Below are 26,310 nucleotides of genomic sequence, written 5' to 3' on the forward strand. Positions count from 1 at the left end.
GAAGCCATCATGCAACTCAACGATCCCAGCTTATTCCGCCAGCAGGCTTATATAGAAGGTGAGTGGTGCGACGCCCACAGCGGTGACACCCTCGCCGTGACCAACCCGGCGAACGGCCAGACCCTGGGCAGCGTGCCGAAAATGGGCACCGACGAGACCCGCGAAGCGATTGAGGCCGCGAACCGCGCCCTGCCCGCCTGGCGAGCGCTCACGGCCAAAAAGCGCGCCACCATTCTGCGCCGCTGGTTCGATTTGATGATGGCTAACCAGGACGATCTCGCCCGGCTGATGACCCTTGAGCAGGGCAAACCGCTGGCGGAAGCCAAAGGCGAGATCAGCTATGCCGCCTCCTTTATAGAGTGGTTCGCCGAAGAGGGGAAACGGGTCTACGGCGACACCATTCCGGGCCATCAGGCGGATAAGCGTTTGATTGTGATTAAGCAGCCGATCGGCGTGACGGCGGCCATCACCCCGTGGAACTTCCCGGCGGCGATGATCACCCGCAAGGCCGGGCCAGCCCTGGCGGCAGGCTGCACCATGGTGCTTAAACCCGCCAGCCAGACGCCCTACTCCGCGCTGGCGCTGGCGGAACTGGCGAGCCGGGCCGGGATCCCCGCCGGGGTGTTTAACGTGGTCACCGGTTCGGCGTCCGATATCGGCAACGAACTGACCAGTAACCCGCTGGTGCGCAAGCTCTCCTTTACCGGCTCGACCGAGATTGGCCGCCAGCTGATGGCCCAGTGCGCGAAAGACATCAAAAAAGTGTCGCTGGAGCTGGGGGGCAACGCGCCCTTTATCGTCTTTGACGATGCCGACCTTGATAAAGCCGTGGAAGGGGCGCTGGCCTCGAAGTTCCGCAACGCCGGGCAGACCTGCGTTTGCGCCAACCGTCTGTACGTGCAGGACGGCGTTTACGATCGCTTTGCCGAAAAACTCCAGCAGGCGGTGGATAAGATGCAGATCGGCGACGGCCTGACCCAGGGCGTGACCATCGGGCCGCTGATCGACAGCAAGGCGGTTGATAAAGTGGAAGAACACATTGCCGACGCCGTGGCGAAAGGCGCCCGCATGGTGACCGGCGGGTCCCTGCATAAATTAGGCGGCAACTTCTTCCAGCCGACTATTCTGGTAGATGTACCCGGTGATGCGAAAGTGGCAAAAGAGGAGACGTTTGGCCCGCTGGCACCGCTGTTCCGTTTCAAGGATGAAGCCGACGTTATCGCCATGGCCAACGATACCGAGTTTGGCCTGGCGGCCTATTTCTATGCCCGCGACCTGAGCCGCGTGTTCCGCGTGGGCGAGGCGCTGGAGTACGGCATCGTCGGGATCAACACCGGTATTATCTCTAACGAAGTGGCCCCGTTCGGCGGCATTAAAGCCTCTGGCCTGGGTCGGGAAGGTTCTAAATACGGTATCGAAGATTACTTAGAAATCAAATATATGTGCATCGGCCTTTAATTCAGGAGCATCCAATGAGCACCAACAAAGAGTTAATGCAGCGTCGTAGCAATGCCGTACCCCGTGGCGTGGGGCAGATCCACCCTATCTTTGCCGCCCGCGCCGAGAACTGCCGGGTGTGGGATGTCGAAGGCCGTGAATATCTTGATTTCGCCGGGGGCATTGCGGTGCTGAACACCGGGCATCTCCATCCTGACGTGGTCAGCGCCGTGGAAGAGCAGCTGAAAAAGCTGTCGCACACCTGCTTCCAGGTGCTGGCCTATGAACCCTATCTGGAGCTTTGCGAAACCCTGAACCAGAAAGTGCCGGGGGATTTCCCGAAAAAGACCCTGCTGGTGACCACCGGCTCCGAAGCCGTGGAGAACGCGGTGAAAATTGCCCGCGCGGCGACGAAGCGCAACGGCACCATCGCCTTTACCGGGGCTTATCATGGCCGCACCCACTACACCCTCTCCCTGACCGGGAAAGTGAACCCTTACTCAGCAGGCATGGGGCTGATGCCGGGCCACGTCTATCGCGCGTTGTATCCGTGCGCCCTGCACGGCATCAGCGATGACGACGCCATCGCCAGCATCCACCGCATCTTCAAGAACGATGCCGCGCCGGAAGATATCGCCGCCATCGTGATCGAGCCTGTCCAGGGTGAAGGCGGGTTCTACGCCACCTCTCCTGCCTTTATGCAGCGCCTGCGCGACCTGTGCGACGAGCACGGCATCATGCTGATCGCCGATGAAGTACAGAGCGGCGCGGGCCGCACCGGCACCTTCTTCGCCATGGAGCAGATGGGCGTGGCGGCGGATATCACCACCTTCGCTAAATCCATAGCTGGTGGCTTCCCGCTGGCGGGCGTCACCGGACGCGCCGAGGTGATGGACGCCATCGCCCCGGGCGGGCTGGGCGGCACGTACGCCGGTAGCCCGATCGCCTGTGCCGCCGCGCTGGCGGTGATGAAGGTGTTCGAGCAGGAAGATCTGCTGGGCAAAGCCAATAAACTGGGCAATACCTTGCGCGAAGGCCTGCTGGCTATCGCCGAAAAACATCCTGAGATCGGCGACGTTCGCGGCCTGGGGGCGATGATCGCCATCGAGCTGTTTGAAGCGGGCGACCACCATAAACCGGACGCCGCCCTGACGGCGCAGATTGTGGCGCGTGCGCGGGATAAAGGGCTGATCCTGCTCTCCTGCGGCCCGTACCACAACGTGCTGCGCATCCTGGTGCCGCTCACCGTTGAGGAAGAACAGCTCCAGCAGGGGCTGGCGATTATCGCCGCGTGTTTTGACGAGGCGAAGCAGGACTAATCTTTACGCCCGGTGCAAGCCGGGCCGTATTCAAGGAGCACGACCATGACCATTATTTCCCAGGCGACGGCCATCGACGGCTACCGCTGGCTGAAGAACGACATTATCCGCGGCGTGTATCACCCGGATGAGAAGCTGCGGATGAGCCTGCTGACCTCCCGGTATGAACTGGGCGTCGGCCCGCTGCGCGAAGCGCTGTCGCAGCTGGTTGCCGAGGGGCTGGTCACGGTCATTAACCAGAAAGGCTACCGGGTGGCCCCGATGTCCGAACAGGAGCTGCTCGATATCTTTGATGCCCGCGCCAATATGGAGGCGATGCTGGTCCGCCTCGCCATTGAACGCGGCGGTGAAGAGTGGGAAGCCGACCTCCTCGCCCGGATGCATCTGCTGAACAAGCTGGAATCCCGCGACGCCAGCGAGATGATGCTGGACGAGTGGGACCAGCGCCATCAGGCGTTTCATACGGCGATTGTGGCCGGGTGTGGGTCGCGGTATTTGTTGCAGATGCGGGAAAGATTGTTCGATCTGGCGGCGCGGTATCGGTATGTGTGGTTGCGGAAGACGGTGTTGTCGGTGGCGATGTTAGAGGAGAAGCATGGGGAGCACCAGCGGCTGCTGGATGCCGTGCTGGCGCGGGATGCGGATAAGGCGGGGGAGCTGATGTATCAGCATTTGTTGACGCCGATTCCGATTATAAGGGGGGCAATGGGGGTGGGCCTGGCGACCTGAAGAGGAAAATGTACCCTAAAACAGGCACTATCCATTTAGTGCCTTTTTTAAGTTGCAATGTCTGCATATTTATTACGAAACCTTTAATATCCCCTATTGCAGTTAAGCCATATAAATTAATTAAAAAGTTCATTTGTATTCATCATTATTAATATTTTAAAAGCGCTCTAAACGCGCTTATAACGTTTTATATTAATCTGGACTTATTTTTATCTACTGGGTAGATTTACAGGTGTTATTTAACGCAATACGGGCATGCGCCAACATGCCCGTATTGCTCATCACAATCACTATTGAAAGAGAATAGTAACCATGACTGATATCGATTGTATTGCAGAATCACTGCAACCAGAAGTATTTGAATCTACCGACCGCGTATTTACCGTGAGTTATGCGACGCGGTTTGGAGATTATACCCGCATTCCTGCGTTTATCATGAAAGGCCTGTGGCTCAATGAAGCCGGGTTCAGCACCGGAACGAAAGTGGATGTGAAGGTGATGAAAAGTTGCATGATCCTGACATCCCGACAGGGAGAGCCAGAGTTAGAGACGCTGATGCGTGAGGTGAGTCAACTGTCGGACCAGAAGCAACAGCAGGTGATGGATTTTGTTGGGGTGATATCCGGGAAGCTTCGAAAAGCTTGAGATTGCGATGGAATGAGAAAGGCGCCGGTGGGCGCCTTTTTTGTTGGTTGCGAAAGGCTCCCTGAAAAATACCGGGAGCCCTGGTCGTATTATCTCAGGGACTGAGCAACCCAGCGAAGTAATTCAATTAAGGAATACTGCCCAAAGAGTTCCCCCTCATTTGTCACCCAGATCGGGAAAAACAGTAACAGGGACGTCGTGAGCAGGCTGGTCAGAAGAAGGCTCTTGAACCAACCGCTACGTAAAATCTTCTCGTTAACTGCCCACTTAGACAGATGCTGACCCATTCGCCAGCGGACCCAGCCCCTGCGCCATAAATACCCCAGGAACGAGATAACAACGGCAGCGATGACAATAAACAAGCCACAGTAACGCGCCAGTACCTCCAGGGAAGCGAGTAAATTCTGCTGACTATCCCAGCGCAGGAACGGCGTAAGATAAACCCGTCCTGTCGCAATGTCGCTGATCCAGATGTCGCCATAAGCAGTATACAGAGGCATAAAAAGATAGATGATGACAGCGCTGAAGATTGCCCACTTCACCACCGACCAGTTTTGCACAGCCTGGGTAATGGCTTTCAGGCTGGTCAGGGCTTCATCAATATAGGTCGTAGTGACCCCACGATTCATCGCTTCGCGGAGCATCTCCCCGGATTTACCCGCGCGGTTCGCATCCAGCATGTCCTGATGGGCTTCCGATTCCATAAATGTGGCCACCGTTTTACGGCTACACGCCGCAACAAGCGGATTCAGCAACTTCCCTCTGGTGCTTCGATAAACAAGCTCATTGAGATCGTTTTTTAACATCAACTCAACGACATGTCCCGCATCCAGTATCTGCGGACGACGCCCGTAAACAATCCAGTTAACAGGCTGTTCAGCAAGCTGAGCCTGGCGCAGCTGACTCGTAAACCTGGCGAAGGGGACGCTGGCGTTGTAGATAAAATTAACGTTACGCAACCCCTCATCAATACCGGCATCGGCCAGCTCAACGGCACCATAACTCGCCAGTTCCGGGATGCCCGCTTTGTAGAGGCCATCTTTAATGAATGTCGGCACATCCTCACGATGGTAGATCAACTGATATTTAGGCACGGCAACGCTGGAAAGCCGGGTAATGCGGGTTGTTTCACCTGTTCCGTCACAGGGGGAACAGCGCTGGTTTCCCGAGCCGCTACAGTGGTTGCAGTTCACCTTACCGCCTGAGCAGGTGTAGCACATCCGATAGTGGCTCTCCGTGCGGTACTGATTGGTGTAGTGATCGAAATGGCTTCGCTGTTCCAGTACCTGCCCACTTCCCCCACAGGTGGTGCAGCTCACGCGACCAGTACCATAGCACCAGGAGCAATTGACCTGCCCACGTCCATTACAGTTAGTGCAGTCTTCAGTTAAACAGAGGCGCGTAGGATGGGAGTAGATTTCGTGATCTTTTTTAAGTGCACCGTAAGGATGGGAAAGGACCAGCGCCTGAGCTTCACGAAGGGTTTCTGCACGGGATAAGACAGCGCTGGTTTCAGCCTGGAGAGCCTCGGCGTACTGGAAAGTACTGGTAAAAACGCGGGTGCCGTTCCCGGCGCTGACTCTTCCCACCTGAGTGTGGTCTGTCGTCTCAACACGAAAATGCAGACTTAGGTTAATCTGGTAGTCAAAATCGATTTTTTCGACCAATTCCAGATCAAGATTATCTGGCTGTAGCCTCGTAGAGCGTTCCACGAAGTCCTGGATGGTTGTAGAGCACGTATCCAGCCACGCGTCTTTCATCTTCATTCCCTAAATTGAGATTTGTTATCGGCAGAATGATATGGCTTTGCATGGGTTAGGCAACTACTAATAAACGGAGTTTGGGGGGGTAAATGCGGGGGGTTTTGCGTATATAGAATGTAATGTATGCACCTAAGGGAATTATTTGTTTAGCGTTGATGGTTAATATTTTTATTTAGGGGAGTGTTTGGATGGGCTAAAAACGCCTCGTAAGTTCAATGTTATTATTGATTCCTGACTACTTCGGTTATTTAGCACGGAATCGGCTGTCGGAGTGAAGATGATATAGGGCTACATGATTATGACGCTCCTGAAAGCGCCGATGGTCGCCATTGAGTGATGTCAGTCAATCAGCGTACTACTTTTCAATTGCAACCGATCACAAATTCATCAAATCCATTGATTCACGGTTTACATCACCTTTCATTTGTTATGTGATCCTGTTACAGGTTTCGGTAGTTCGCTACCTCCCCCACCGTAACAGGATTTCATTGATGGAATTTTACCAGGCTGACCCTACGCTGGAGAACTACTGGCGCGGGGTGATTCTTTTTGGAAAGAACGTCGCATCTTACAAGTTCGCGCTTGCCCATGCCCTGTATGAGATCGATAAGACAGGCAGCGACATCATCACCCTCGACGAACTCGCCGTGCCGTTCAGCCGCCATCTTTGCGAACATCTGAAACATGCTCCGAAGCAGATCACCTCGAGCCGCAGCCAGTTTCTGGAAACCTGCGCGCAGTTTAATAACGAAGAGGTTTCTCATAACCAGCTGATTGAGACCACGGTGCGGCGTGGTTTTGCCAACGTGATTGATGCCTTTCACAATGTGAATGGCGGCGAGATCGAAAAACGCTTTTTCATCGATGAGCGCAAGACCCATAACGGCATCCGCCTGACGGATAACTTCTATCATCTGGGGGAGCGACAGCAATATCAGAACCTGGCTTTTGAGACCACTGCGCGCTGGAATCTGGTCGAACAGGCCTGGGCGATGGGCGTGTCCCGCAACCTTGTTGGCGTTGAGTTTGACGAGGATAACCAGCTGCTGTTTAGTCATGTAAATGCGCGCCGGGTGAATATCACCAGCTGTCGCGACAGTTTAAACGGCTACCAGAAAGGACGCTGCTTCTACTGCTTCAAACCCATCAGCCTGACGCCAGGCGATCCTGAGTTGGCAGATGTTGACCACTTTATTCCGTGGGTAGCCCGCGATAAGGTTGCCAATATTAATGGTGTGTGGAACCTGGTGCTGGCCTGCCAGTGCTGTAATCGTGGTGCTGAAGGGAAGTTCGCGCGCCTGCCTGGTCGTACACTCCTGCAACGGTTAAATGCCCGTAACGAGTATTTTATTCAGAGCAAACTTCCGCTGCATGAAACCATTGTCCAACAGACCGGAAACCAGCCCGCCGCGCGGAAAAACTTTCTTGAAAATAACTGGAACGCTGCCAAAGTGAGGCTATTCCATACCTGGGAACCGAAAGCCGAAGGCGAGGCCACATTCTAATGACGCTTAAATATTATCAGGACAATGCGCAAACCTTCTTCGACGGGACGGTGAATGTCGATATGTCCTCGCTCTACGAGACCTTTACCCAACATCTTGCACCTGGGGCGCGGGTGCTGGATGCGGGATGCGGTTCAGGACGCGATGCAAAGGCGTTTCAGGAGATGGGTTATCAGGTAGAGGCGTTTGATGCGTCCCCTGCGATGGTTGAGCTGGCGCGGGAGCATACCGGGTTTTCTGTGAAGGTGATGTCCTTTGCGGAGGTAGACTGGAAGGAAGAGTTTGACGGGATTTGGTGCTGTGCTTCGTTGTTGCATGTTCCGGCGGTGGAGTTACCGGGGGTGATGCGGAGGTTGGCGGATGCGCTTAAGCCTGGTGGAGTTTGGTATGTGTCGTTTAAGTATGGGGATGGGGAACGGGAGGTGGATGGGAGGAGGTTTACGGATATGGATGAGGATGATTTGAACACGTTAGTAAGCTCTTTAACTGCGATGGAGGTTGGTGAAGTTTGGCTGACACAAGATAAGCGCCCGGACAGGAAGGAGATTTGGGTTAATGGGATATTGAGGAAAAAGGACTGTAATTAAAATTGTTTAATAAAAGCTTTTGGTTCCAGTTTCACAATATATGAAAAATATTAGCCAGATATAATCTGACAGCCATCTTTAGCAATAACCGATAACTGCCAGATCAGGTCTGAACTAAAAAACAGACTCCCCGTTTATAGCTGTCGCTGCTCCAAACTTGTATATATCGTTTGTATTTCGCCTTTTAAGCTTTCGCCACGGTATACCATCGACGTATCGTATCGTTGATACTTATCCTCTCTCGCAGCGCTAAACCAGTTAAACGAACCCACACACAATAACCCGTCATCGCCAATCACAATTTTACTGTGAACGCGATTGACCAGTTTCGCAGTGATGCCTATTTCAGTTAGCTTTTCCACAGCTTCGTTAAGACTCTGCTGCTTTTCTTTACGCTTTTGATAATCGGTATGTTCGATATTGAAATTTCTATCCGTTACAACTGTGATATCAATGCCGCGCGAGCGGGCCTGGATCATTGAATCCAGAAAACCGGTTTGTTCCAGTTTTTTCCAGGCTAACCACGGAGAAACAATAGTTATGTTCTTTCCGATAGTGCCAAAAGTATGGTTCAGAAACGCATCATGCTGTTCCACACCGTGCAAAGTTGAGATCTGCGTTTGTGCTGCGCTTAAGTCTTTGCGCTTCTGAAACTCAAACTGCAATGCATTGCTGGTGGAAGCAAAGAGGTATTTTGCCAGCAATCCACGTGGCGAAGAGCCTGGCTGGATCTCAAACAAGTCCATATCACCAAAGACCAGGAAGCTATCTTTAGCGCGGGATACGGCAACGTTTAACATGCTACTGTCGCTGTCGATAAACCCACCATCTTCATGTTTCGAATAGACCGGGGAGAAGAGCACGATCGCTCTTTCTGCCCCCTGCAGCGAGTGCACTGTACCAATTGTTAGCGAATCCTCATCACCGCTACAGTTAATGCCGAGCTTGCGTAATGCGACTTTGATAGCGTTGACCTGCGCTGAAAATGGCGTCACGACTCCAACCACTTTATGTAACGGTTTGTCGTAATGACGTTCGATTTCTTCTTTATGAGCCGTGAGCCAGGCCGCTATTGTCTCTGCTTCAAAAGCGTTATAGCGGCTCCCACTGTTTGCATGCATGCCTTTGCCATCAATATGTAAATAACCCATTGCAGGGAAAAGAGTTTCATTTTCTATTCCCCGCTTTGGTTGTAACTTGCCGTGATAACACAGCGTATTGCAGTATCCGATAATATTATCGAAGCAGCGACGGTGTTCGTACAGATACATCCCACGGGCTAAATCCGGATCGTAGTGATAGCGAGAATTAAACTGGGCAATCTTCATTACGCTGCCCGACGCTGCACTTTTTCCGGAATCACACACCAGTGCATACGCATCCGTAAGCTCTTCCTGGGTACCGCCGGGGAGAATGCTCTCCTCCACCATATTACCGATATCAATGCTGGGTAAACTGTTCCAGATGGGCGCGATCTGTTCTGTGTCCCCAATCACTAACGCTTTCTTCGCTAGTGCGAAAGAGGCTGCGGCCACTTCGGGAAGTACCTGCCCGGCTTCATCGACTATCAACAGATCGGCAAGATTATAAAAATAGCTTTTATCAAATGGCTTGCCCTTTCCTGCAAATTCACTGGTTTTCATATGGTGAGGTAGCATGTAGCAGGTCATCACAACACAAGGTGTGAGCTTCATCCTGCGCTGCCAGCGGGCCTTAACAGTTTTAGCACCGTTGCGGCCTTTTTCTTTTTGAAGATTATCAATCGCCGCCATATCCATCAGCCAACGACCTTCCCAGTAATGTGTCGCCAAAAGGAATGCCGAGAATCGAATCTTCATATCGGCAAGCTCATCAGCTTCAGCCAGGCTCAGTTCCTCTTCGCTCGTATGCCCTAATGACTGGGTCAGTTCATGCCAATATTGAGTAGCCTCACTTTCGCGCCGGGAAACCTCTTGAGCAAGATCGATTTGCTGCTGATATCCATCCCGTTCTGTTTGCGCCTGGGCAACAAGGCCGTCGATATACGCGTCGATACCTTCAGGTACGGTACCCCGGTATGTTGCCATTCTTGTGCCAAACGTCTCGTCCAGGAAGAGGTTAATTTGGTAGTGGCGTTTTGCACGGACTGCGGGGAGCCAGGAGAAAAACGCATACACCATCGACTCGCCCGCACGATATTGCTGCCACTGTTTTTTGCCTTGGTTCAAAAATGCGATTTCATTCGTGCTGCCGAGCAGTGACGCACTTTTGTCCTGAATATAATGATCGAGATCTTCGCTGATTGCGGCCCGTTCCTCACGAATACGGTTCAGGCTATCCCATGCTGGCTTGATTTTCTTAAGCTGCTCGGAGTGCTCGATTAAGCATTTGTGTAGAAGATCCACTACGCGTTCGGGAGAGCTGCAATCCGACGATGGGAACGCCGCCCTTGCCTTCTCCAGGTAGAAGACCTGTGCCTCCTCAACGTATTCCAGAGATTCAACACGGTTGAAAAAATCATCAGTCTGGTACTTTTTCGCGGCTTCGGCCTTACGACCCGAAGACGGGAAGTAAGCGCCATAGCTTTTCAGTCCAGGCAACCAGCGCCCAGCCATTGCTCCAGTGCCTGTGGAAAAATCCTTACCAAACGCTTCAATGATGTTGGTCACAGCCTGATTGTTAGTTGATGCGGCGATCACCACTGGCGGCTCGGATTTATTGAGGGCGGCTCTTGCCCATTCAGTGGCAATGATAGAGAGAACCAGAGTGGTTTTTCCGGTTCCCGGTGGGCCATTAACCGCGAGGATATCGCTCGATTGCTGGGTAAGGTAATGGCTTAGGGCATCTCGCTGCGCCATTGCCAGAGGGAACTCATCTCCGGAATGCCCGAGACGCTCGCAGAACATGGCATTGGCGGCAAGGAGGGGTTCTACAGATGGCATTTCAGTCGAAGCAAAGCGCGTTAGTAATGGAACCTCTTTTTTGCACGACAGCAGATGATCGTACATGCGCAGGATATGGATACTGGCCCCTCCGGGTTGGTTCGCTCTGATAACATAACCATATCCAGCCGGTTCGTATTGCTCGTGGGTAGAGAGCCATGCCTCGGCAACGCTCTTCAGGAGATTCTTTGAGTCAGTCAGATACTTCTGCCACTGCAGCTGATGTTTTTCAAAACGTTCAGCTCGCTGCTCGTCATTTTCCTCACTGCGTTGCTGTTCGTCATCTTCACCAAAGGTAGTCGAATTATGCGTGGTTTTATATTTGTCATATTGCGCCATCTCGCCAATTGAGAAGGTGCCTTTGGGGAGAGGCTCGAGCAGATCACGAGGAATGGTGGTCTCCCCCGTAGGGAATAAAAATCCTTCACGATTCAGTAGTGCAGAAGTCACTAACGGAGTGACGATACCCGGTGCACCAGCCATTCGCTCTTTGCCATGCTGTATCAGACGGATCCATGCTTCGGGGCGTAAGATCACTTCAACGGTTTTCACCGTATCGACTTCTCCCTCAAAAAATGCGCTGACAATTTCCTCATCCAATCGTCCCGCTGAGATATTCATCCATTGGGTAAATGTATCCGTATCTCTGCGCTCAAATGCCCCTTTGCCAGACTCGGCATCTGCTAAGGAATTGCGCCAATATGACGCAAAACCCTGAGTGTTTCTGTCCATTGCTCATCCCATGACTTAATTAAAACTATTGATTTTGTTGATATAAAAAACATATGGTTAAGCATTGTCCACGATACGAGCACGATCGCAATAATTTGTTTAGCCTTTGAATGGGAATGAATAGCCACGGAAAATCCAGGCACTCCATTACTAGCTGGCGGTTATGTCGAATACTGGGGGCATGTCAGATACTGCCAATAGCACTATATGTTCATCACAGGATCCGATCATGCTATCCGAGAAATGATCTCGGAGAACGTGACGTGTTTCCGGACGAATAAAGATTTTTCAATTGCTGTATAAAACATCGTTTCAGGTCATTACGCATCGCACTAATCTGTGTAAAATCAGAGCTAAACCAATATCGTGGAGTGTTCTGTTATGGCTGGCGTAAACAAAACTCATCTGACTGAAACAGACATCATCACCAAATACATCCTGCCAGCGGTTAAAGACGCGGGCTGGGATGTGATGTCGCAGATCCGCCAGGAAGTGAAACTCCGCGATGGTAAAGTGGTGGTGCGCGGCAAGCTGGCAGCACGTCTGACAGTGAAATCAGCGGACATTGTGCTTTACCACAAACCGGGATTACCGCTTGCAGTCATAGAGGCGAAAGCCAATAAGCATGAGATCGGCAAGGGTATGCAGCAGGGTCTGGACTACGCTCGCCTACTCGACGTGCCTTTTGTCTTTGCTTCAAATGGTGATGGTTTTGTCTTCCACGACAAAACGAATCCCGCACAGCTTGAATCTGAAATCACACTGAACGATTTCCCAACCCCGGAACAGATGTGGAATAAATACTGCGTCTGGAAAGGTTTCACCGCCGAACAATTGCCTGTCATCAGTCAGGATTATCACGACGACAGCACCGGTAAATCCCCCCGTTACTATCAGCTTCAGGCGATTAACAAAACGGTCGAAGCTGTTTCTGCGGGGCAAAAGCGTCTGTTACTCGTCATGGCGACAGGAACCGGAAAAACCTACACCGCATTCCAGATTATCTGGCGTCTATGGAAAGCAAAAAATAAACAACGCATCCTGTTTCTTGCTGACCGCAATATCCTTGTTGATCAAACCAAAACTAATGACTTCGTGCCCTTTGGCAGCGCAATGGCTAAAGTGGCTGGCAGAACGATTGATCCGGCCTATGAAATCCAACTGGCCCTCTACCAAGCCATTACCGGTCCGGAAGAACATCAAAAAGCGTTTAAACAAGTTGCCCCTGATTTCTTCGATCTGATTGTTATCGACGAATGCCATCGCGGTAGCGCGTCAGAAGACAGCGCATGGCGTGAAATCCTCGAATACTTTAGCAGTGCCACGCAAATTGGCCTGACAGCCACACCAAAAGAAACCGAAGAAGTCTCCAGCACCGATTACTTTGGCGAGCCGGTTTACACCTACTCGCTCAAAGAAGGCATCGAAGATGGTTTCCTCGCACCCTACAAAGTGGTGCGGGTAGATATCGATGTCGACTTACAGGGTTGGCGTCCAACCAAAGGACAGGTTGATAAACACGGTGAACTGATTGAGGACCGTATTTATAACCAGAAAGATTTTGATCGCACGATGGTCATTGATGAACGTACCTGGCTGGTGGCACAGACCATCACGGATTATCTCAAGCGCACCAACCCTATGGATAAAACCATCGTTTTCTGTAACGACATCGATCACGCCGATCGTATGCGCCGGGCACTGATCAATCTCAACCCAGAGCAGGTAAAAAAGAACGAAAAGTACGTGATGAAAATCACCGGCGACGACGATATCGGCAAAGGGCAACTGGATAACTTTATCAACCCAAAGAAAGCCTATCCTGTGATAGCAACCACCTCAGAATTGATGAGTACCGGTGTGGATGCGCAGACCTGCAAACTGGTGGTGCTGGACCAGAACATTCAGTCGATGACCAAATTTAAGCAAATCATCGGGCGCGGCACGCGCATCAATGAGAAGTTCGGCAAACTCTGGTTCACCATTCTCGACTTTAAAAAAGCCACCGAATTGTTCGCTGATGAACGCTTTGATGGTGTGCCAGAAAAAGTGATACGCACCACGCCGCAAGAAATTACCGATCCTGATTCAGATTTCGACGACCAACTTGAAGACGAAGTCCCAGAGCTGGAGCCATCTGATTGGGTTAATGGGGTTGCAGAGACACCTGCAACCTATGACCCAACCTCGGGCAAAGGGAATGGGGCTTTTGAAGAAGACGATGAAAACAAAGTTCGTAAGTTTCACGTCAACGGTGTCAGCGTAAAAGTCCTGGCAAAACGCGTACAGTATTACGATGCCGACGGCAAGCTGGTCACTGAATCTTTCCAGGATTACACCCGCAAGACGCTGCTTAAAGATAAAGATTACGCATCGCTTGATGACTTCATCCGTAAGTGGCACTCTGCGGACCGCAAACAGCTCATCATTGATGAGCTGGAGCAGCTCGGTGTGCTTTGGGATGTGCTGGCCGAAGAAGTGGGCAAAGATCTCGACCCGTTCGATCTATTATGCCATGTGGTTTACGGCCAGCCGCCGCTGACGCGGAAAGAGCGTGTAGATAACGTTCGCAAGCGTAACTATTTCACTAAATACTCAGAGCTAGCGCAGAACGTGTTAAACACGCTTCTGGATAAATACGCCGACGAAGGTGTGCAGGAAATCGAGGACATCCAGGTGTTGAAGCTAAAACCGTTCGACTCGCTCGGTCGTCCGCTGGAAATCATCAAAAGTAGCTTTGGTAGCAAACAGGCCTATGAAGATGCCGTGAACGAACTGGAAAGCGAAATTTACCAGTTACCACCACGCTCAGCCTGATAACCAAACCCCCTATTCTGCCACCTGGCGCTTTGGCCCCCGGTGGCATCCTTTTTTAAGTATGGAAAGAAAACATGTCGATTAGCTCAGTCATTAAATCCCTTCAGGACATTATGCGTAAAGACGCAGGCGTGGACGGTGATGCCCAGCGTCTCGGGCAGCTTTCATGGCTGCTGTTCCTGAAAATTTTTGACACTCAGGAAGAAGAACTGGAACTGGAACAAGACGACTACCAGTTGCCAATCCCTAAACGTTACCTGTGGCGCACCTGGGCGGCAAACAGCGAAGGCATTACCGGTGATGAATTACTGGAGTTTGTGAATGACGACCTGTTCCCAACGCTGAAAAACCTCACCGCGCCAATCGACAAAAATCCGCGTGGTTTTGTGGTCAAACAGGCGTTTAGCGATGCCTACAACTATATGAAAAACGGCACGTTACTGCGCCAGGTGATCAACAAGCTCAACGAAATCGACTTCAGCAGCAGCTCTGAACGTCATCTGTTTGGCGATATTTACGAACAGATCCTGCGCGACCTGCAAAGTGCCGGTAATGCAGGTGAGTTCTATACCCCGCGTGCAGTGACGCGCTTTATGGTCAACCGTATTGATCCGAAACTAGGCGAGTCGATTATGGACCCGGCATGTGGAACCGGGGGCTTCCTCGCCTGCGCGTTCGACCATGTCAAAGAGCAATACGTCAAAACGACTGAAGACCACAAAACTCTACAACAGCAGATCCACGGCGTAGAGAAAAAACAACTCCCGCACCTGCTGTGTACCACCAATATGTTGCTGCACGGCATTGAAGTGCCGGTGCAAATCCGTCACGACAACACGCTGAATAAACCGCTCTCTTCCTGGGATGAGCAGGTCGATGTAATTGTTACCAACCCACCGTTCGGCGGCACCGAAGAAGACGGCATTGAGAAGAACTTCCCGGCAGAGATGCAGACCCGTGAAACCGCCGATCTGTTCCTGCAACTGATTATCGAAGTGCTGGCAGACAAAGGCCGTGCGGCGGTGGTGTTACCGGACGGCACGCTGTTTGGCGAAGGCGTAAAAACTAAAATCAAAAAACTGCTCACCGAAGAGTGCAACCTGCACACCATCGTGCGGTTGCCGAACGGCGTGTTTAACCCGTACACCGGCATCAAAACCAATATCCTGTTCTTCACCAAAGGTCAGCCAACCAAAGACGTCTGGTTCTACGAGCATCCGTACCCGGACGGCGTGAAGAACTACAGTAAAACCAAGCCGATGAAGTTTGAAGAGTTCCAGACTGAAATCGACTGGTGGGGCAGCGAAGCCGATGGTTTTGCCAGCCGCGAAGAGAACAACCAGGCGTGGAAAGTGAGCATTGGCGACATCATCGCCCGCAACTTTAACCTCGATATCAAAAACCCGTACCAGGGCCAAACCATCAGCCACGACCCGGACGAATTGCTGGCGCAGTACCAGACTCAGCAAGCGGAAATCAGCGAGCTGCGTAACCAGCTACGCGATATTCTTGGTGCCGCACTGGCGGGCAACAAGGGGGCGAACTGATGACCGTTGAGAAGCTGATTACCGACAATATCGATATCTGGTCCTCTGCCCTGCAAACCCGCTCTACCGCCGGGCGCGGCAGCAACGGCAAAATCGACCTCTATGGCATTAAGAAACTGCGTGAGCTGATTCTGGAACTGGCAGTGCGCGGCAAACTGGTGCCGCAGGACTCGAATGATGAACCGGCGTGTGAGTTGTTAAAGCGTATTGCGAAAGAAAGAGATGAATTAGTTAAGAGTAAAGTGATTAGGAAACCTAAAGCTCTTGGAAAAATTGAAATAACCAATACCCCCTTTGATTTACCTGATGGATGGGAATGGTGTTATTTAAATGATATAGGTGATTGGGGGGCCGGAGCCACGCCAAGTCGCTCTAATTCAAAATATTATAATGGTGATATTCCTTGGTTTAAATCAGGGGAGCTCTCATCGGATTTTATTTCGGATTCAGAGGAGAAAATCACAGAATTTGCCTTGCAGGAGTGTTCACTTCGTGAAAATAAAGTCGGGGACGTGTTAATTGCGATGTATGGGGCAACAATTGGTAAGACATCAATCTTAAATGTTCGTGGTACGACTAATCAAGCAGTATGTGCTTGCACCCCATATAGTGGAATTTCAAATATATATTTGTTAACCCTTTTAAAAGCTTACAAGAGAATTTTCATTGGGATGGGGGCTGGTGGAGCTCAGCCGAATATATCGAGAGAAAAACTTATTGCCACAGTATTTGCTCTTCCACCAAAAGCTGAACAAAATCGAATTATCTGCAAGGTTGACGAGCTCATGTCCCTCTGCGAATACTTGGAAGAGGAATCGCTGACCAGTCTGGATGCCCATCAGCAACTGGTAGAAACTCTGCTGACAACGCTGACCGATAGCCAAAATACCGAAGAACTCGCCGAAAACTGGGAGCGAATCAGCCTGCCTTTCGACACGCTATTCACCACCGAAGCGAGTATAGATGCGCTGAAGCAAACCATACTGCAACTGGCTGTAATGGGTAAACTTGTGCCGCAAGATCCAAGCGACGAACCTGCTTCTGAACTGCTTAAACGTATTGAGCAGGAAAAAGCACAACTGGTAAAAGAAGGCAAAATTAAAAAGCAAAAACCTTTGCCGCCAGTGAGTGATGAAGAAAAACCTTTTGCATTGCCGGTTGGGTGGGAGTGGTGTCGCTTTGAAGATGTTGTAGATATTCAAAGTGGAATAACCAAGGGTAGAAATCTTGCAGGGCGAACGCTTATATCAGTCCCATATCTCCGCGTAGCAAATGTACAAAGAGGTTATCTTCAACTATCAGATATTAAAAGCATTGAAATTCCCGTTGAGGAAAAAGATAAATATCATGTTCAAAAAGGTGACTTGTTAATAACAGAAGGCGGTGATTGGGATACCGTTGGCAGAACTGCTGTTTGGACTGATGCCACATTTTATGTAGCTAACCAAAATCATGTTTTTAAGGCTAGACCTCTCGTTAATGAGCTGAACGTTAAATGGCTTGAGACATTTATGAATTCGTCTGTATCACGAGATTATTTCGCGGGCGCTAGCAAGCAAACAACAAACTTGGCGTCAATAAATAAAACTCAGCTTCGCGGATGTTTTATTGCATTACCTCCAATTAGTGAGACAAGAAGGATTTTAGATCAATACATATCACTTCTGAATGTTTGCGACACCCTCAAATCCCGTCTGCAATCTGCCCAGCAGACGCAACTCCATCTCGCAGACGCTCTCACAGATGCAGCCCTAAGCTAAGGAACAGACGATGCCGGTTCATCATGCTATCTGGCGGATAGGGGAGCATCCCCAGCCGCTCACCATCAGCAAACTAGCCAGCGAGCAACTGCTGGAGAAGATGATTTTAAACGATCCCACCATCCTCTCTGATCAGTGGATGATTATCGGCCATCAGGAAAATACGCTCGATAAAGGACGTATCGATCTGCTGGCGATTGCGCCGGATGCCTCACTGATCCTGATTGAGCTTAAGCGTGACCGCACGCCGCGTGAAGTGGTCGCGCAGGCACTGGATTACGCCTCTTGGGTCGATGACTTAACCGCCGATCGTCTGTCGCAGATTTATGAAAAATTCTCCGGCGGCGGTAATCTAGGCGATGCATTCAGACAGCGCTTTAATACTGAGCTGGAAGAAGAGTCGCTCAACCAGTCGCACCAAATCATCATTGTGGCAGCAGAACTGGATCCTTCCACCGAGCGCATCGTCAACTATCTAAGCAAAAATGGCATCTCGATTAACGTCCTGTTCTTCAAAGTGTTTCAACACGGTGACGAACAGTTCTTAAGCCGCGCCTGGCTTATCGATCCGAGCGAAACGCAAACCAATGCCGCGCAGGCCACTGCCGGAACAAGTATCAGTGCGAAGGAACCCTGGAATGGCGAGTTTTATGTTTCGTTCGGCGATCCGCAAAGCCGAGTCTGGGAAGAAGCGCGTCGTTACGGGTTTATCAGTGCCGGTGGTGGAAGCTGGTATAGCCAGACGTTAAAACAGCTTCAGCCGGGCAATCGCGTCTGGGTAAAAATCCCGGCTACAGGTTATGTCGGCGTCGGGATTGTTCAGAGCGCCGTTGAACCAGCTAGCAGCTTTACGCTCAAAACAGATCGCGGTGAAATGCTGGCAAGAGATGTCCTTAAATACAGCGACCTATACCGCCAGAATGCAGACGATCCTGATAAGTCAGAATATTTTGTTCCTGTAAAATGGCTGGAAACCCGATCAGAGAGTGAAGCAGTAAATGAGGTCGGTTTCTTCGGCAACCAAAACACGGTCTGTAAACCAACGACTCCAAAATGGCGTTTTACTGTTGATAAGCTAAAGCTTTATTTCACACACTGGGATACAGACAATTAAAATGTTAACTTTAGTAAACTATTCGCTTTTATTGCATTTTGATTTTCCTTGATAGCCTGAAATATTTTGGCATTATTATACAAACTGCACTCTTCATTCTGATGTAAAAGTCTTTTTTAAAATTTTCTTGTATGTCTGGGATGACGGATGAAGTTAATTATATGAAACCCAGCATTGGACAAGATGCACTCGAGGAGGGCTCGGTTAAATACATCATTGAGTCCAGCATCTGTTCGCAGTACACTTTGATGTAATATTTCAGGGGGTATAATTTATGAAAAAGCGAAACGGGAAAAGGAATAAAGCAGGTACGTCTAAAGTACGTATAGTAGCGGAAACTAAGCAGCAAGATACATCAGCCTTATGGGAGGATGATTTTCTTTCAGTTTGTGAACGAATTGTAAGAGAAATGGAAGAAAAAAAGACGAATTCCGCAGATTACTATTTTTCTAAAGCTATGTTGGCCCGAGAGGCCAAAACTTTTCAGGCTGAAAGGCAGGCAGTGCTTAACTTACTTTCATTTGTGGGCACCCCACTGACCTTGATGATACAGAGTGCATTGAACAACAACAGTAAGTTATTGCTTAGCGATAAAATCAGTAATATATTCACCCGATTGGCGAGTGAGAGTACAAACGATGATTATATTTCAATTATACGTGCATTTATTTTGTCAGGTACAAAACAGCAGATCCCCGCTTATTTTAACTGCTTAATGGGAACATCGCCTTTATTTAATGAAGAATTGCCTATTTTCGATATTAGCTGTATCAGTGAAAACCAGTTATTGTTATTTTATGAGCAAACACATCGTATCCTGCTGGATGATTCAAACAATAAACATATTCTTGAAAAATTAACCTATTTTATAAGCGATAGGATCACAGATGATGGTTGCCAGAGTTTGCTATTCTTTATGTCGTACTTTAATATTATTGAAGTTCCTAGTGCAGAATATTTTCTGAAAGTACCGAATCTATCCTCTCGAGGAACATCTTACTTCCAGACGTTAGCCTCTAACACAGCATGGGTTGCAATTAACTCGGCTAATGAAGATGAGGCAGAGTATTGGCTTGATTATATCGACGATGAAGATAAAGTAAAAAAAATAAAGCAAGCTATAAGTGAATTAAAAGCAAAAATTACGGCAAGAAACAGCCATCCTTTAAACCCTGATAATATTCCGCCAAAGTCAATTGATCAACTTACAACTAAAACACTTATGATTTTGTGTGCATTTATTCATGGCTGCGGGGATGATTGGGGCTTGAAGCCGTTAAAATACTCAGGAAAATACATTTTTCCATCCAGAGAAGTGACAATAGAACTTTATAAAAAACTAGCTCTTGAAGGTGTCATTAAAACCACAGCATCAGCATTTTTAACGCTCGACGAAGATAAACTAAGTTGTTTTGATAGTATTGTTCTTGATGAAAAATTCCATCTCAATATCATAGGTATAATGGATAGCAAGTCGCAGGCTTTACCTGTTCTATATGATGAATTAAACCGGCGTCAAGACTTGGTGAATGTAGCATGGTTATTCTGGAGAATTATCACGAAGGGCTATTTTTATAACGCACTCGAGTATTATCTGAGCAACGTGGTAGAAAGATGGGCTCAGGAATTTTCATTAAATGAGAAAACAACTGAACGTGTTGAAGCATCAGATCTGAGCGCCAAAGACCTTGTTTACATTGCAAGATCGGCAACTGGGTATGCAGCCGGGCAACATTCTATCGGTGGTTCGATGGGTAACAGGCATACCTGCAATATCCTTATTGGAAGTATTAACAGGAATTTTGACTGGGTTGATGAAGGCCGATTTTACGCTAAAACATATGAAAGGAGTAAAAAACAACCTGTGCTGTCTTCTGAAACGCTGCTTGAAAATTTTCTGGGCATGACGCCAGAGGATATTTATAACCTTCCCCCTTTGCTGCAAGAAATTCAGGAATATAATATAAATGAGGGCGGTTGAAAATCTATAAAAAATATCTTTATAAGGATGAGTAATTCATTCCAACACATCCTATTCATCCGAAAGCAATTGACGCAGCGAATCGCATCCCTTTACCAGGAAAACGAAAGTAGTATCCACAGACACCACGGTCCGATCCGGGATAAGAGGATGAATTCCTACCAAAACTTGACAACCCTCGCGATGCTCAAAGCAGGTGCATTCCTGCTTTTACTTCCTTATACAGTCTTTAGAATAGTCGTTTGTACATGGTCATTGCCTAAACTAAGTCGAACAGTGATACTATCTAACCAAAACCGAAATACTTGATGGAAATTTACATCATGCCTACGATATCCACCGCTGTTTCTATTCAGCAGAAATTTTTAAATACCTAGCATTATGAGCCATGAAGCACATTATAATAAGACAAGAGATCCCCGTTAGTGGTACAAAAATCAGCGACTTTTTATGGGCCATAATGGAACTTTCCTTACAGGGAAAAGCCATATTTAATTGTTTAACAATTGTACTGCAATATTTAGCAACTCAATCTTTGAAATTAATTACTTCACATTTTAAACGATTAACATATGTAATAAGTATAAATGCTAAATTGTTTTTCTTCCAAGTTCATTGAATAAAAAGAATACTCAGGTTCCTTATTGTTGGAAACTGAACATTGATGAACTTAGTGTTTTTTTATTCGCAATGTTAAAACAATTTAGTACGCAGACATCGTATTAAACAGGATGTCTTTATAAATCCTGATCAGATTTGTATCTTCTTAGGACAATATAATTAAGCTCACCACACCTCAGTATTGGCTTGCCTGTTGTAGCATAGGTGCAAGTACCAATAATGAGAGCATGGCAACCATCTAATTCATCAAAGCTGTTCTTAACCTTAAATTGCTCCTTAAATTCGCTTGATATTTCGCTATTGATACAGACGCTTAATCCAGACCTAATATTACCCGCATTTAACCAAATCTTGCCATCATTTGTTTGCCCTACATCACTAATAAAACCCCAAAAAATCCTACGAGCACCATTCATCCATGGCGCAACATTATTAAATTCAACAAACAGTTCAGCGCCATTATCAGGTAAATTTTCAAAAACTTGATCTTTAAATCTTACTTTTTTATCGATATAACATAACCCTTTCGACTTTACCAATTTGTAAAGCAGGTTCTTCAGAGTAAAATGTTCTGGATATTTATAATTGCCACCATCTACAGTTTTTTTACCGGTGAACTTTTGTCCTTCTGGAGTCATTTCAGAAGGATCTCGTGAGATTTTAACATCAATATCATAGCTTCGAGCTAACCCCAAATCTAAAATTATGCCACTATCAGGGTCTGATACAGGTATCCCTTTATTTTCATCCCCCTCCCCCACGTCTTCATACGTAGTCCCCAATGAACAATTTTCCTGATGATGGGCACAAAAATGCGGTACGTCATTTCCGTAACTTGACCGCCTAAACCATGCGTCACCCTTACATTCGGTACAGAGCAAACTTCGTCTCTTTGATTGGAGCTCAACGTGCGGCAATGCGAAAAATGCATCCGCTCTCCATTCTTTTTCATCAATAGTACAGAATGCTTTATCCATTGTGTTCCCCTCAATCGAGTTACCTGGCAATCGTACTATTACTTTTAAAGAACATTCAGATAGATGGCATGATCCAGTTCAAGTTATGGTGAGAAGCCGCAATACCGATTTGTTCTTTATTGCGCATGATCACATTGCTGCTCCATTACAAGGAATAACTGTACTTATATGGAAAACACAAATTTCATTTATGGGGATCAATAAGGAGGTATAGCCTAAGGAGAAAGACTTCAACTCCCAAGCGACTCAATTTGAATTGACTCAGATTGACTTCTGTTGAAAGAAAAATTGCGGAGAGATTTATGTAGGACGGATTATAGACACAAAAAAAGCCGCCCTTAAGCGACTTATCTTTGCATCTTATGGTGCCGAAGGCCGGACTCGAACCGGCACGTATTTCTACGGTTGATTTTGAATCAACTGCGTCTACCGATTTCGCCACTTCGGCACTGAAGGGGATGCGGAAACGTTGTGGATTATACCTGTCGCACGCCGCCATGCAAGCGGCGACGTGCAGTTCCGCAGCTAAGTGTCCAAAAAACCATCGTAACCCAACCGCCGTTACAGATCCGACACCGCATAACGTATCAGCCCGGCGGCGTTCGGCTCTGGCAGGGCCAGTACGTTGTTCCACAGATCCTGCACCAGGTCGCAGCTCTGCTTCTCTTTGCCCTTCCCTTTTTGCGGCATCTGCAGCAGCTCAATATCGTCGCCGTACTTCCCGGTCAGCTTCTGAATAATCGGCACCACGTCGGTTTCAGCCTGCTGAATCTCCTGCGGGGTCACGGTATGTTTGTCCGGCCCAGCGGCGGCACGCATCATGTCGACATCGGCCTGCATGCGGCGCTGCATCAGATGTTTATCCAGCAGACGCATCGGGTTGACGCCGCCCTTCACCTCCGGGTAGAGGAAGCGGTAGCAGCTGTCATCGCTCACCTTCTGCATGGCGGCGGTCTGCTCCATGTTGATCTTCATATACTCGACCACGTTGGCGTCCGGGGCGTTTTGCAGGCGCGCCATCTGCAAGTGCAAAATCTTCGGCTGCACGGTGTCGATAATCTGCTGTTCGTTTTTGCCCGCTTTTTGCAGGGCCAGCATCTCGTCCTGCACCTTTTTGCGGAACTCGGGTTCCTGCTCTTTAATCACCTGCCACACCGGCATGCTGCTGAGCGCGGTGTCGAGCTGTTGTTCGGTGTTGGGCGCTTTGTCGCGGTAGATCCAGCCTGCCGCCACCATACCCAGCACCACGGCAATGGCGATACGTAAACCCTTTTTCATCGTTCCCTGTCCTTATGTCATGTTAACCGGCACCCCGCTATGAAAGCGGAACTCGCTGTCCGGGGATAAGATCAGCTCCGCCTCTATCTCGCCAAAAAGCTTCACGCGCGGGGTGATGTCGTCATCGCTGACCTGCTGCGCCAGGCGCAGATAGTCCTGATAATGCCGCGCCTCAGAGCGTAGCAGCGACAGGTAAAACTTCTGCAACTCCTCGTCGAGGAACGGCGCCAGCGCGGCGAAGCGTTCGCAGGAGCGGGCTTCGATATAGGCTCCGCAAATCAGCTTGTCGATCAGCGTCAGCGGCTCGTGGGTGCGCACGGCTTTGAGCATCCCTTTGGCGTAGCGGCTGGCGGTGATTTTGACGTAGGGAATGTTACGCATCAGCATCGCCTCCCGCACCTGCCAGAAATGGTGCAGCTCCTCTTTGATCAGCAGCACCATGCTGTCGATCAACGCCTGGCCCCAGGGGTCGTCGGTCTTCGGCATCACGCTTTTGCCAATCTGCTTATGCAGGGCGACAAAATCCGGTTCCGGGCCTTCGCGGAAGGTAAAGGCTTCGTAGGGCTTGAGCCACTCCAGCAGCGCGTCGGCACCGCTCTCGTCAGCGACGTATTTACGCACCAATAATAGCGCGGTCTGGGCGGCTTTGAGTTCGCACACCATATGGTCGGTGAGCAGCAGCGGCAGGTTAGCCGGGTTGCGGGCTTTATCAATCCATGCTTGCGGGGTTGGGCACTGGAGGAAGTTGAGAACAGGGGCAAGTATCTGCGGGTAATCCATTTTTAACCTTTTGGATGCGGCAGCTTCCGCTGCCGCAAATACACGTCGCTCTTTACGCTGCCTCTTCGTTGGCTGCCTTTGTTCCCCCCAGTCACTGACTTATATAAGCGACCGGGGAGTCACGCCGTTGCCGCCTCGATGCAACGCGAATGTCCCGTGTATTAAATTAATCAGTGACGCACGCCGTCGTCATCTTCATCAACGAAATCTTCGTCGTCGTCTTCGTCACCCTCTTCGCCGTTCGGGTCTTCGAAGTAGGTGCCCCAGCCGTCGTATTCCACTTCAAAACGTTCGGCCAGGTCCATCAGCTGTTCAACCTGGGCGTCAATCAGCTCTGCCTTCAGCGCGCCTTCGCTCAGGATATCGCAGCAGATGACGGTGTCGCCCTCTTCCACTTCCAGCTCTTCTGGCTCGGTCACTTCGTAACCCAGACGGAACGCTTCAACCGCCAGCTTTTCCAGCGCTTCGAAATCATCCGCAGAGAAATGGTGCTCGATGGTGTACAGCGCATCCGGATCGCTGCCGTCTTCCAGCAGTTCTTCAATAATCAGTCGCGTCTCTTCGCGCTGTTCTTCCAGCAGTTCTGGGTTTGCCATGGCTCGTTCCTCTTTAAAGTGCGGCAGATACTTCTATTTTCACACACGGATGTGTTTGCCTCCACCTTTGTAAGAAAGATTTATGATACGGGGTTGCAAGTGAATATTGATACATATAAAGTGAATTTTAATTCAATAAGTGGCCTTTGCCATGTGAGGATAAAATGTCTGAACTGTATAAAAAACACTTCCTGAAATTGCTCGATTTTACCCCTGCACAGCTCACCTCCCTGCTTGCCCTGTCAGCACAGCTGAAATCCGACAAGAAAAAAGGTACCGAAGTACAAAAGCTTACTGGCAAAAACATCGCGCTCATCTTCGAAAAAGACTCTACCCGCACCAGATGCTCTTTCGAAGTTGCCGCGTTTGACCAGGGCGCACGTGTGACCTATCTCGGGCCGAGCGGCAGCCAGATTGGGCATAAAGAATCAATTAAAGATACCGCGCGCGTGCTGGGCCGGATGTATGACGGCATTCAGTATCGCGGATATGGCCAGGATGTGGTCGAAACCCTGGCGGAATTTGCTGGCGTGCCGGTGTGGAATGGGCTGACTAACGAGTTCCATCCTACCCAGCTATTAGCCGACCTGCTCACCATGCAGGAACATCTCCCGGGCAAGGCCTTTAACGAGATGGTGCTGGTCTATACCGGCGATGCGCGTAACAACATGGGTAACTCGATGCTGGAAGCGGCGGCGCTCACCGGGCTGGATCTGCGCCTGGTGGCACCCAAAGCCTGCTGGCCGGAAGAGAGCCTGGTGGCAGAGTGCCGCGCGCTGGCAGAAAAGAACGGCGGCAAGATCACCCTCACCGAAGATGTGGCGGCGGGCGTGAAGGGCGCAGACTTTATCTACACCGACGTGTGGGTGTCGATGGGGGAAGCCAAAGAGAAGTGGGCGGAGCGGATTGCGCTGCTGCGTGGCTATCAGGTGAACAGCCAGATGATGGCGCTGACGGGTAACCCGGCCGTGAAGTTCCTGCACTGTCTGCCGGCGTTCCACGATGACCAGACCACGCTGGGCAAGCAGATGGCGAAGGAGTTCGATCTGCACGGCGGGATGGAAGTGACGGACGAGGTGTTTGAGTCGGCGGCGAGCGTGGTATTTGACCAGGCAGAAAACCGCATGCACACCATTAAAGCGGTGATGGTCGCCACCCTCGGTGAATAATCCCTATTATTTTTAAAATGCAGGAGGGTGAC

Annotated in this window: 19 protein-coding genes and 1 tRNA gene; 13 read left to right on the top strand and 7 right to left on the bottom strand. The window is 49.7% G+C overall.

Translation table 11 applies throughout. From position 1 onward, the window contains the following. The first annotated feature begins 9 nt into the window (after positions 1-9). The 4 genes from gabD to ABIE02_RS11315 all read left to right on the top strand — a co-directional run bounded on the left by gabD (position 10) and on the right by ABIE02_RS11315 (position 4,130). The gene (gene gabD, locus ABIE02_RS11300; protein WP_336994916.1) at positions 10-1,458 is read left to right on the top strand and encodes an NADP-dependent succinate-semialdehyde dehydrogenase; all 1,449 of its coding nucleotides are present in this window, start codon (positions 10-12) and stop codon (positions 1,456-1,458) included. Between the two features lie 14 nt (positions 1,459-1,472). Beyond that, positions 1,473-2,756 (top strand): 4-aminobutyrate--2-oxoglutarate transaminase, encoded by a 1,284-nt coding sequence (gene gabT, locus ABIE02_RS11305; protein ID WP_077226565.1) that lies wholly within the window; start codon positions 1,473-1,475, stop codon positions 2,754-2,756. A 45-nt stretch (positions 2,757-2,801) separates the two neighbouring features. Next, complete coding sequence (gene csiR / locus ABIE02_RS11310) at positions 2,802-3,485, top strand: DNA-binding transcriptional regulator CsiR (protein WP_103792636.1); 684 nt, start codon at positions 2,802-2,804, stop codon at positions 3,483-3,485. A 312-nt stretch (positions 3,486-3,797) separates the two neighbouring features. Beyond that, a complete protein-coding gene (locus ABIE02_RS11315) occupies positions 3,798-4,130 on the top strand; it encodes a SymE family type I addiction module toxin (RefSeq protein WP_032616295.1) in 333 nt (110 codons plus the stop codon). 89 nt (positions 4,131-4,219) lie between these two features. On the opposite strand, the gene ABIE02_RS11320 is transcribed toward ABIE02_RS11315, so the two are convergent. Continuing rightward, on the bottom strand, positions 4,220-5,890 hold the full coding sequence (locus ABIE02_RS11320; RefSeq protein ID WP_336994917.1) for a DnaJ-like cysteine-rich domain-containing protein: 1,671 nt from the start codon (positions 5,888-5,890) through the stop codon (positions 4,220-4,222). Between the two features lie 494 nt (positions 5,891-6,384). On the opposite strand from ABIE02_RS11320, the gene ABIE02_RS11325 reads away from it, so the two are divergent. Together ABIE02_RS11325 and ABIE02_RS11330 are read left to right on the top strand one after the other, a co-directional pair. Continuing rightward, entirely contained in the window at positions 6,385-7,398 is a 1,014-nt protein-coding gene (locus ABIE02_RS11325) for an HNH endonuclease (protein ID WP_336994918.1), read from the top strand. Then, positions 7,398-7,985, top strand: a complete 588-nt coding sequence (locus tag ABIE02_RS11330; RefSeq protein ID WP_336994919.1) for a class I SAM-dependent methyltransferase — start codon at positions 7,398-7,400, stop codon at positions 7,983-7,985. The genes ABIE02_RS11325 and ABIE02_RS11330 overlap by 1 nt, the downstream gene beginning before the upstream one ends. 134 nt (positions 7,986-8,119) lie before the next feature. Here ABIE02_RS11330 and ABIE02_RS11335 read toward each other — a convergent pair whose 3' ends face one another. Further along, complete coding sequence (locus ABIE02_RS11335; RefSeq protein ID WP_336994920.1) at positions 8,120-11,638, bottom strand: AAA domain-containing protein; 3,519 nt, start codon at positions 11,636-11,638, stop codon at positions 8,120-8,122. A gap of 381 nt (positions 11,639-12,019) precedes the next feature. On the opposite strand from ABIE02_RS11335, the gene hsdR reads away from it, so the two are divergent. The 5 genes from hsdR (at position 12,020) to ABIE02_RS11360 (ending at position 20,857) form a co-directional block, all read left to right on the top strand. Then, positions 12,020-14,455 carry an EcoAI/FtnUII family type I restriction enzme subunit R gene (hsdR, locus tag ABIE02_RS11340; RefSeq protein WP_336994921.1) on the top strand — a complete coding sequence of 812 codons (2,436 nt, stop codon included), beginning with the start codon at positions 12,020-12,022 and terminating at the stop codon, positions 14,453-14,455. A 74-nt stretch (positions 14,456-14,529) separates the two neighbouring features. Further along, positions 14,530-16,002, top strand: a complete 1,473-nt coding sequence (locus tag ABIE02_RS11345) for an N-6 DNA methylase (protein WP_336994922.1) — start codon at positions 14,530-14,532, stop codon at positions 16,000-16,002. After that, a complete protein-coding gene (locus tag ABIE02_RS11350) occupies positions 16,002-17,762 on the top strand; it encodes a restriction endonuclease subunit S (RefSeq protein WP_336994923.1) in 1,761 nt (586 codons plus the stop codon). The genes ABIE02_RS11345 and ABIE02_RS11350 overlap by 1 nt, the downstream gene beginning before the upstream one ends. Before the next feature lie 10 nt (positions 17,763-17,772). Continuing rightward, the gene (locus tag ABIE02_RS11355) at positions 17,773-18,876 is read left to right on the top strand and encodes a nuclease (RefSeq protein WP_336994924.1); all 1,104 of its coding nucleotides are present in this window, start codon (positions 17,773-17,775) and stop codon (positions 18,874-18,876) included. A gap of 274 nt (positions 18,877-19,150) precedes the next feature. Then, a complete protein-coding gene (locus ABIE02_RS11360; RefSeq protein ID WP_336994925.1) occupies positions 19,151-20,857 on the top strand; it encodes a hypothetical protein in 1,707 nt (568 codons plus the stop codon). A 737-nt stretch (positions 20,858-21,594) separates the two neighbouring features. Here the strand turns inward: ABIE02_RS11360 and ABIE02_RS11365 are convergent. The 5 genes from ABIE02_RS11365 to rraB all read right to left on the bottom strand — a co-directional run bounded on the left by ABIE02_RS11365 (position 21,595) and on the right by rraB (position 25,109). Then, entirely contained in the window at positions 21,595-22,455 is an 861-nt protein-coding gene (locus tag ABIE02_RS11365; RefSeq protein WP_336994926.1) for a hypothetical protein, read from the bottom strand. Positions 22,456-22,818: 363 nt separating this feature from the next. Continuing rightward, a tRNA-Leu gene (locus tag ABIE02_RS11370) sits at positions 22,819-22,903 on the bottom strand. Positions 22,904-23,016: 113 nt separating this feature from the next. Then, positions 23,017-23,691: a topoisomerase II gene (locus ABIE02_RS11375; protein ID WP_375341695.1), complete on the bottom strand. Its 675-nt coding sequence runs from the start codon at positions 23,689-23,691 to the stop codon at positions 23,017-23,019. A gap of 54 nt (positions 23,692-23,745) precedes the next feature. Beyond that, positions 23,746-24,513 carry a tRNA isopentenyl-2-thiomethyl-A-37 hydroxylase MiaE gene (miaE, locus tag ABIE02_RS11380; RefSeq protein WP_285126919.1) on the bottom strand — a complete coding sequence of 256 codons (768 nt, stop codon included), beginning with the start codon at positions 24,511-24,513 and terminating at the stop codon, positions 23,746-23,748. Between the two features lie 170 nt (positions 24,514-24,683). Then, positions 24,684-25,109, bottom strand: coding sequence for a ribonuclease E inhibitor RraB (gene rraB, locus ABIE02_RS11385; RefSeq protein ID WP_032616269.1), 426 nt, complete (start codon positions 25,107-25,109; stop codon positions 24,684-24,686). Between rraB and argL the strand changes: the two genes are divergently transcribed. Both argL and argF read left to right on the top strand, forming a co-directional pair. Next, positions 24,999-25,304 carry a putative translational regulatory protein ArgL gene (gene argL, locus ABIE02_RS11390; RefSeq protein WP_371320495.1) on the top strand — a complete coding sequence of 102 codons (306 nt, stop codon included), beginning with the start codon at positions 24,999-25,001 and terminating at the stop codon, positions 25,302-25,304. The genes rraB and argL overlap by 111 nt on opposite strands. Beyond that, complete coding sequence (argF, locus tag ABIE02_RS11395) at positions 25,274-26,278, top strand: ornithine carbamoyltransferase (RefSeq protein ID WP_336994927.1); 1,005 nt, start codon at positions 25,274-25,276, stop codon at positions 26,276-26,278. The genes argL and argF overlap by 31 nt, the downstream gene beginning before the upstream one ends. Positions 26,279-26,310 lie beyond the last annotated feature (32 nt).

It is taken from the genome of Leclercia sp. 1548 (assembly GCF_050435045.1).
In the GTDB taxonomy this organism is placed as follows: domain Bacteria; phylum Pseudomonadota; class Gammaproteobacteria; order Enterobacterales; family Enterobacteriaceae; genus Enterobacter; species Enterobacter adecarboxylatus.

Bases quoted from the DNA above. Each gene is read 5' to 3' on its own strand.
- hsdR (WP_336994921.1), top strand. From the start codon at position 12,020: ATGGCTGGCGTAAACAAAACTCATCTGACTGAAACAGACATCATCACC.
- miaE (WP_285126919.1), bottom strand. From the start codon at position 24,513: ATGGATTACCCGCAGATACTTGCCCCTGTTCTCAACTTCCTCCAGTGC.
- gabD (WP_336994916.1), top strand. From the start codon at position 10: ATGCAACTCAACGATCCCAGCTTATTCCGCCAGCAGGCTTATATAGAA.
- rraB (WP_032616269.1), bottom strand. From the start codon at position 25,109: ATGGCAAACCCAGAACTGCTGGAAGAACAGCGCGAAGAGACGCGACTG.
- ABIE02_RS11375 (WP_375341695.1), bottom strand. From the start codon at position 23,691: ATGGTGGCGGCAGGCTGGATCTACCGCGACAAAGCGCCCAACACCGAA.
- ABIE02_RS11315 (WP_032616295.1), top strand. From the start codon at position 3,798: ATGACTGATATCGATTGTATTGCAGAATCACTGCAACCAGAAGTATTT.
- argF (WP_336994927.1), top strand. From the start codon at position 25,274: ATGTCTGAACTGTATAAAAAACACTTCCTGAAATTGCTCGATTTTACC.
- ABIE02_RS11350 (WP_336994923.1), top strand. From the start codon at position 16,002: ATGACCGTTGAGAAGCTGATTACCGACAATATCGATATCTGGTCCTCT.
- ABIE02_RS11325 (WP_336994918.1), top strand. From the start codon at position 6,385: ATGGAATTTTACCAGGCTGACCCTACGCTGGAGAACTACTGGCGCGGG.
- csiR (WP_103792636.1), top strand. From the start codon at position 2,802: ATGACCATTATTTCCCAGGCGACGGCCATCGACGGCTACCGCTGGCTG.
- ABIE02_RS11360 (WP_336994925.1), top strand. From the start codon at position 19,151: ATGAAAAAGCGAAACGGGAAAAGGAATAAAGCAGGTACGTCTAAAGTA.
- ABIE02_RS11355 (WP_336994924.1), top strand. From the start codon at position 17,773: ATGCCGGTTCATCATGCTATCTGGCGGATAGGGGAGCATCCCCAGCCG.
- argL (WP_371320495.1), top strand. From the start codon at position 24,999: ATGGTGCTCGATGGTGTACAGCGCATCCGGATCGCTGCCGTCTTCCAG.
- gabT (WP_077226565.1), top strand. From the start codon at position 1,473: ATGAGCACCAACAAAGAGTTAATGCAGCGTCGTAGCAATGCCGTACCC.
- ABIE02_RS11345 (WP_336994922.1), top strand. From the start codon at position 14,530: ATGTCGATTAGCTCAGTCATTAAATCCCTTCAGGACATTATGCGTAAA.
- ABIE02_RS11335 (WP_336994920.1), bottom strand. From the start codon at position 11,638: ATGGACAGAAACACTCAGGGTTTTGCGTCATATTGGCGCAATTCCTTA.
- ABIE02_RS11330 (WP_336994919.1), top strand. From the start codon at position 7,398: ATGACGCTTAAATATTATCAGGACAATGCGCAAACCTTCTTCGACGGG.
- ABIE02_RS11320 (WP_336994917.1), bottom strand. From the start codon at position 5,890: ATGAAAGACGCGTGGCTGGATACGTGCTCTACAACCATCCAGGACTTC.
- ABIE02_RS11365 (WP_336994926.1), bottom strand. From the start codon at position 22,455: ATGGATAAAGCATTCTGTACTATTGATGAAAAAGAATGGAGAGCGGAT.